Source organism: Anaerosporobacter sp. (assembly GCF_965301125.1).
The window spans coordinates 21,794-29,129 of record NZ_CBDLAM010000027.1 but is presented as its reverse complement, the minus strand read 5'-3'; the positions used below and the strand labels follow the sequence as shown (position 1 = coordinate 29,129).

Genomic DNA, 7,336 nt, shown 5'->3' with positions numbered 1-7,336 from the left:
AATTCAGACGCAACAACCGCCATCCAAGAAACCCCTCAACCTAACTATAATCCAACTAGCATCTGCGGTAGTGCATGAGGTAAATATACCTTTGCAAAGGTCTTAATCTTATTTAACTTATAAAGGCGTGCTACTTCTATGTATCCAGTTGGTGTACTTTCAACGCCATTCAAGGTGTTAACCATAATAGGGAAGAATGCTGCTATCACGATAATCACAATCTTAGATTCTTCACCAATTCCACACCATAGTATAACGAGAGGAATCCATGCAATCATTGGTATCTGTCGAATAACGGTGGTAATAAGGCCAAATAGTTTCTTCACAAAAGGGAACATTCCCATCAAGATACCAAGGCTTCCACCAAATAAAATTGAGTATAAATACCCTTTGGTAACTCTAGCAAAACTAACTCTTAGATCCTCCCCTAATTGTCCTGTCTGTACCATGGATCCGAATGCTTTCTTCACTTTAGAAATACTAGGAAGAATACTCGATGGCGTATCCGTATATGTAGTCGTTATGTACCAGGCCAAAACAATTATAATCGGAATAATGAATTGAATTCCAATATCCTTGATCTTTCTCATTAAATCCCCCTCTCTTCTCATCACCTACCTTTTCTTTTTCTCTTTCGTAATCATTTTCGTTATCTGTTTCATACATTTCATATTATATTAGTATGATTTCTGTTTAGTATAATATCCTACTTTCCATACTTTGTCAATAGGTTTTATTAATATTTTTTCCATTTTTTTATAATTGAATTAGCATACGATTATACCGAAGATAATACATACATAAAAACTGCCAGCAGGTTATACCTACTGGCAGAAAAGAAAATATTTTTAGTTGTCTATTTGACGAGGAGCAATTCATAATGCGTAGCTCCCTTTATTGGCTGCTCCATCTACAAATTTTATCCGCAATTACATCAACGGAAACGAAAAGAATAAAACCAACAATTGAGATTACTATAATTCCTAGATACATCCCGATATAATTTATTCTTGACCATGCATCTAGAATATAATACCCCATTCCATACTTTGTTCCATATGCCTCAACGAAAAACAATATAGATACTGCTGTCCCAAGAGACACTCTAATATTAGTAAGTAACTCTGGAAGAATCGCTGGTAACGTGACATGGCGAATTATCTGTCTCCTATTTGCACCTGCACTCCTAGTCACTTGATACATCGTTCTGTCTATATGCGATACACTATCTCTAACTGAGACAATAACCTGAAAAACAATAATCAAAAATATAATTGCTATCTTAGATCCATCACGCATGCCCCATAATAACATGGCAATTGGCAAAAGAGCGGTTTTAGGAATCGGATAACTAAAATAAATCAACGGATATAATATCTTATTTGCCCTGTTGGAATAAGCCATTATAATTCCAATTGGTATACCAACCAAAAGTGAAAGTAAAAGACCTAATCCAATCCTTTTTAAGCTTGCCCAGATATGAATATATATATTGTCCTCAAAGATTTTATGAAAGTTCTTATAGACAAGAATCGGATTTGGAACAACATTGATATCCAAGAATACAGATGCCATCCACCACAATAGATTGACTAACAAAAAACCTTGTATAAAAATCATACCATGTTTAATAAGTCTCTTCATTTGTCTATTCCCCCACTTCTGTCTTGATCAATTGCTTTCGCAGTAGTTTTTTTGCAACAAGGTACTCTAAACTTTGAGGACTCAGCTCTCCAAAGTAAGGATTATCCATCTGGTACTTGATATTACCTTTATCTGTTCCCATAACAATTATTCTATTCCCTAAGTAAAGCGCTTCTTCAATGCTATGTGTAACTAGTATTGTAGTCGGTTTATGCTGTTTCCATATCTTTAGGAATAACTCTCTTGCTTCCTCACGAGTGATTTCATCTAATGCAGAAAACGGTTCATCCATCAACAATAAATCAGGTCGCATAATAAAGGCTCTTGCAATTGCAGCTCTTTGCGCTTGTCCACCACTTAATTCCTTTGGATATTTATGAAGTAACTTATCTATATCTAACGATTTATATATGTTAGTTATTTCTTCAATTAGGGTATCATTTACCTGTTCCTTACGAATTCTTAATGGTAATAAGCAGTTCTCTTTTACTGTCTTCCAAGGAAGCAATCCGCAGTTTTGTGGTATAATACCAATCTTATGAATCTTCGGATTCAAGGGCCTGCCTTTTTGTTCTTTTACGTAAACTATGTCTCCACTTTCAGCAACTATCGTTCCCGCCAATGTATTAACCAAGGTCGATTTACCACAACCGGAAGCTCCTAGTATCACTACCGATTCTCCCTGTTCTATTTGCAAACAGAAGTTATTGATTATGTTTATTGTTTCTTTTTTCTTCTTGTAACTAATGGACACATTATTCAATAGAAGCATATTATTCACCGCTTAATCTAAGATTTTATTCAGATACGTCAAAGACTACCTGATCATAAGTAAGTGAAGAACTGCATAATCCTTTTTCACTTGCCCAAGCAATCGCAGCTTCTATTCCTTCTTTTGATGGAAGTTCATTCGTTCTGAATTTTGGTAACTCAATTTTTCCACTCATTTCTTCTGGATATCCTGCTGCTTCAATTACGGCATCTTCGTATTCTGAAACATCTGTATTATTCATGTAGTCAACAGCTTCATTATAGGCTTTATAAAGATCGCGTATTGCATCTGCCTTTTCATCTATAGCAGTTTGTGTGAAAGCACTAATTGCTGGATAAAGTCCATACTCACTAGCACTACCTAAGTTAATTGCACCATCTTCAAGTGCTAATGAAGCAAATGGTTCTGGCATTAAACCAAGATCAATTTTATCATTACGTAAAAGTTCAAATCTGTCTGGAATTCTATCTACGATTTCTTTTTTAACATCATCACTTTCTAGATTATTACTCTCTAAGATTTTATCTAAAGTATAATCAATTAATGTATTTTCTGAGATAGAGATACTTTTCCCTTTAATCTGGCTAACGTCTGTGATTCCTGAATTCTTACTTGCAAGAAGAACAAAATCACCATCTGTACTTCCAGTAATCTTAACATCTAAATTAGCATTTTGATAGATACATACCGCGATAAGATCTGCTAAGAATCCATCTAATTCTCCCGCTTGTAATGCTGCATCTCTATCTTTTGCTGATTTAAAAACTTCAAACTGTAAGTCAAGATTATATTTATCATCTAATCCATTTTTCTCAATCAACACAAAAGGAATTGCATCCGTAGATGCTATCATCCCCAAACGTAGCACAGTTTTTTCGACTGATTCTGAGTCTGGTGTTTGTGTTGACTCTACATTATCCTTTAAATCAGAAGTATTCGTATCGTTTTTCTTTGTGCATCCTGTGATTAGGAAAACCATTGCCAATAACAATGCAATTACTTTACTACTTTTTTTCATTCTAGTTCTTACCCTTCCATCTCTTATAATTATTATTATCTATTCCAATACAATCCAGAGCCTTACCAACGATATGATTAATCATATCATCTACTGTTTCAGGAAGATTATAAAACCCTGGCATCGCCGGTAAAATTGTCACTCCAACCTTTGAGAGTTCATACATATTTTTTAAATGAATGGTTGAGAGTGGTGTTTCTCTTGGTACAATCACCAATTTTCTTTGTTCTTTTATCATCACATCTGCTGCACGAGTTAACAGAGATTTCGTTATACCATTCGCTATCTCAGCCAGAGTAGACATAGAACAAGGAATAACAATCATAGCATCGCAGCGGTATGATCCACTAGCAACTGCTGAGAACATATTATTATTATCTTCTAGGGTAATCCTAGTATCAGAAATTTTTTCATTCCAAACCTTGATTTGCTCTTCTAAGATAATTCCTGTTTCATACGCAAGCACCTGACTACCATGTTCAGATGCGATGACATGTATTTCTACTTCATGCTCCAGTAAAACTTCGATTAGACGACGGAAATAAGCACTACCACTTGCTCCGGTAAGTCCTACTATAATTTTTTTCATTCTATACCTCTATATTTCTACTAGTTCAAAAATGCATCTAATAATCCAAATACTAATAAAACGATACTAACTATTTGGTTGATACTATAAGATGCTATATTAACATTTGTTAAATTTGTAGGTGATACCATTCTATATTCTGCAACAAATAACCCTGCAATAAGGATTACACCTAGATAGTAAATAAGTCCGAATTGAGGCACCAATATTCCTACCACTACTAGGCATAGCAATGTGATAATATGGAATACTCTAGCTATCATTAACGCACCTGGAACGCCAAACTTAACTGGAATGGAATGTAGACCATTCTGTGTATCAAAATCGTAGTCCTGGGAACCATATATGATATCAAATCCGGCAACCCATAAAGTATTAGCAGCCCCCATAAATAATGGAATTAAGTTTAGTTTTCCTGTAATCGCTAACCATGCACCAACTGGAGCACATGCACAAGTAACCCCAAGAACTAAATGGCACAAATATGTGAATCGTTTGCAATACGAGTAGATGATCATTAAGAATAGAGCTACCGGAGATAGCAATAAACAAATCCAGTTCAGCTTATATGCCCCATAAACCATAATTAAGAAACATACTGCAGTAAATATAATGACTTCTGTTTTTCTCATCTCTCCTTTTGGTAATTGGCGCCCAGCAGTCCTTGGATTGCGTGCATCAATCTTAGCATCGATTACACGATTAATGGCATTGGCACCAGTTCTAGCACCCATAAAGCATACTAAAATCCATATCAAAGTTGAAATCTCAGGTAACCCCTTTGCTGCTATTACCATTGAAACAAGTGCAAAACTTAAAGAAAATATTGTATGTGAAAACATGACGAGTTTACCATACTCTTTTAATTTATTAACTATTTTATTAATTACTTTAGTCAATACCATAACGATCCCATCTTTCATCTACCATTTTTTTAATATCGTCACTCATCTTGATATCATTTGGCCAATCTCTTGTTAAACCTTCTTCTCGCCATTTTTTCGTAGCATCAATACCGATCTTGTTGTCGATGACTGTAATATCTCTTTTTGCATCTATATTATTAAATACTTTCCACATAACCGTAGATAAGTCATTCTTATCAACATCACCATCGACAGCTATCACAAATTTATCTGGATTATGAGTTAAGAACTCTACTACGGTATCTCTTCCCTTAAAAGGCTTGTCCTTATTTACCTTAAGTATCTGATACGTGTTAGTTATGTTATTATCCTTTACTGTATTCTTCACAGTGCAATCAACGCCAAGTCTACTACCATACAATGCCTTATCAGAGGAATGGTCTAATGCATCTAGTGGTCCTTCTGATACAACTAAACTTTCTTGTCCATTCACATTATTCAGTACCGCATCACGAACTTGTCTCAGATTTTGTACATCAACTGTTTCATCAACTATCACAATCAATTTCGTATACATCATCTGACCCATTCCCCAGATGCTACTCATAACTTTTCGTGCGCATCCTGGATACTTATTACGTATCGATACAATTGCACAGTTATGAAATACACCTTCTAAAGGTAAATTAAGATCAACTAATTCTGGCATTTGCATACGAAGTACTGGTAAAAAGAGACGTTCCGTTGCCTTTGCCATATAACAATCCTCCATCGGTGGTTTTCCTACGATAGTGGTTGGATAAATTGCATTTTTCTTATGGGTAATGCATGTAACATGGAATCTAGGATAATAATCTGCCAATGAATAATATCCCGTATGGTCACCAAAAGGTCCCTCTAATACAAGATCCTCTGATGGGTCCACATAACCTTCTAAAACTATTTCTGCGCTACTTGGCACATAGATATCGTTGGTAATACATTTAACCATCTTCACATTTGACTTTCTAAGCCAGCCTGCTAGCATCATCTCGTCAATCATTTTTGGCATTGGTGCAGTCGCTGCATAAGTAATAGCCGGATCACAGCCTAGTGCAACGGAAACTGGCATTCTTGTATTATCTGTCGCATAGCCTTTATAAATCTCTGATCCATCTTTATGTTTATGCCAATGCATTCCTGTAGTCGTTTGATCAAGAATTTGCATACGATACATTCCTACATTTTGTTGTTTGGAATAACGATCCTTTGTAAACACCAACGGAAGGGTTATAAATCTCTCTGCATCTTCTGGCCAACACTTTAAGACAGGAAGTGTATCTAAGTTCACTTCTCTTTCAATCACTTGTTGACACGCACCTCTAAACTTACTCTTAATTGGAAATACACTAAGAAGTCGAAACAGACGTGGAACGCTTTTGATTAACTTCTTAATGGATAAATAATTACTTAAATCTAGATACTTACCAATCTCAGTACCTATATCATCAAGTTGTTCTGCTCCAAGTCCCATACTCATTCTTTTATAGCTTCCCATTGCGTTAATTAAAACAGGGTATTTGGAATTTTTAACATTCTTAAAAAGTAATGCTTTTCCGTGTGCTTTGGAAACACGATCAGCAATCTCAGTAATTTCTAAGTCTGATGAAACTTCTTCATGAATCACTGTTAATTCACCTTGTTCATCCAACGTTTTTATAAAATCTTGTAAATCTTTATATGCCATCTATCTCTTCCTTCATTGTTAATATCTATATGATACCAGGGTCACAAAGTGCGTAGCAATCTGTAGGTATCATGGGGCAAATTACGACCTTATCTACATAAAAAGACGCAGATATTTTTAATTTTACAACAATCTTCTTATATTTACAATGCAATATTTTTGGTGATACTTCCGAAAAGAGATTTGAAAAAGCCAATAGAAAAACAACGGATACGTTGTCCCTCTATTGGCTCATCAATATAGATTATATAACATAATGATCTGCTTTTGCTAATTCCCATTCTACTAAATCTGCTAGAGTATATTTATCTACTACGCTATTAATTGCTTCGTATAGTTTTTCCCAGATGTATATTGTTACACAATCCTCTTGTCTACTACATTCATTCGGATCATCATCTAAACAAGCAACGGGTGCAAGGCTTCCTTCCGTTAATCGTAAAATCATACCTACTGTATATTCTTTAGGTTTTCTTGCTAAACGATATCCCCCTTGTGGACCTCTTACGCTTTTAACATACCCTGCTTTATTCAAAACTGCGATAATTTGTTCGAGGTATTTTTCTGATATCTCTTGACGCGCAGCTATATCCTTTATACGAATGGTTTCCCCTGTATCATTGAGTGCTAAGTCTAGCATAAGCCTTAGCGCATATCTCCCTTTTGTAGATATCTTCAATTATATCCCTCCTTTTTCATTGTATTCATATAAGAATAGTAT

Annotated in this window: 8 protein-coding genes; all 8 read right to left on the bottom strand. The window is 35.2% G+C overall.

Annotated features, from left to right (window positions below; all coding sequences use genetic code 11):
- Positions 1–44: 44 nt before the first annotated feature.
- The 8 genes from ACW2QF_RS04890 to ACW2QF_RS04855 all read right to left on the bottom strand — a co-directional run bounded on the left by ACW2QF_RS04890 (position 45) and on the right by ACW2QF_RS04855 (position 7,294).
- Complete coding sequence (locus ACW2QF_RS04890; RefSeq protein ID WP_455714875.1) at positions 45–590, bottom strand: ABC transporter permease; 546 nt, start codon at positions 588–590, stop codon at positions 45–47.
- A gap of 304 nt (positions 591–894) precedes the next feature.
- Complete coding sequence (locus tag ACW2QF_RS04885; protein WP_455714874.1) at positions 895–1,644, bottom strand: ABC transporter permease; 750 nt, start codon at positions 1,642–1,644, stop codon at positions 895–897.
- Positions 1,645–1,648: 4 nt separating this feature from the next.
- Entirely contained in the window at positions 1,649–2,416 is a 768-nt protein-coding gene (locus ACW2QF_RS04880) for an ABC transporter ATP-binding protein (protein WP_455714873.1), read from the bottom strand.
- A gap of 25 nt (positions 2,417–2,441) precedes the next feature.
- The gene (locus ACW2QF_RS04875; RefSeq protein WP_455714872.1) at positions 2,442–3,434 is read right to left on the bottom strand and encodes an ABC transporter substrate-binding protein; all 993 of its coding nucleotides are present in this window, start codon (positions 3,432–3,434) and stop codon (positions 2,442–2,444) included.
- 1 nt (position 3,435) lies between these two features.
- The gene (locus ACW2QF_RS04870; protein ID WP_455714871.1) at positions 3,436–4,023 is read right to left on the bottom strand and encodes a UbiX family flavin prenyltransferase; all 588 of its coding nucleotides are present in this window, start codon (positions 4,021–4,023) and stop codon (positions 3,436–3,438) included.
- 20 nt (positions 4,024–4,043) lie between these two features.
- Positions 4,044–4,928 (bottom strand): 4-hydroxybenzoate octaprenyltransferase, encoded by an 885-nt coding sequence (locus ACW2QF_RS04865; protein ID WP_455714870.1) that lies wholly within the window; start codon positions 4,926–4,928, stop codon positions 4,044–4,046.
- Positions 4,915–6,615, bottom strand: coding sequence for a menaquinone biosynthesis decarboxylase (locus ACW2QF_RS04860; protein ID WP_455714869.1), 1,701 nt, complete (start codon positions 6,613–6,615; stop codon positions 4,915–4,917). The genes ACW2QF_RS04865 and ACW2QF_RS04860 overlap by 14 nt, the downstream gene beginning before the upstream one ends.
- 244 nt (positions 6,616–6,859) lie before the next feature.
- Positions 6,860–7,294, bottom strand: a complete 435-nt coding sequence (locus tag ACW2QF_RS04855) for an RrF2 family transcriptional regulator (RefSeq protein ID WP_455714868.1) — start codon at positions 7,292–7,294, stop codon at positions 6,860–6,862.
- Positions 7,295–7,336: the final 42 nt, after the last annotated feature.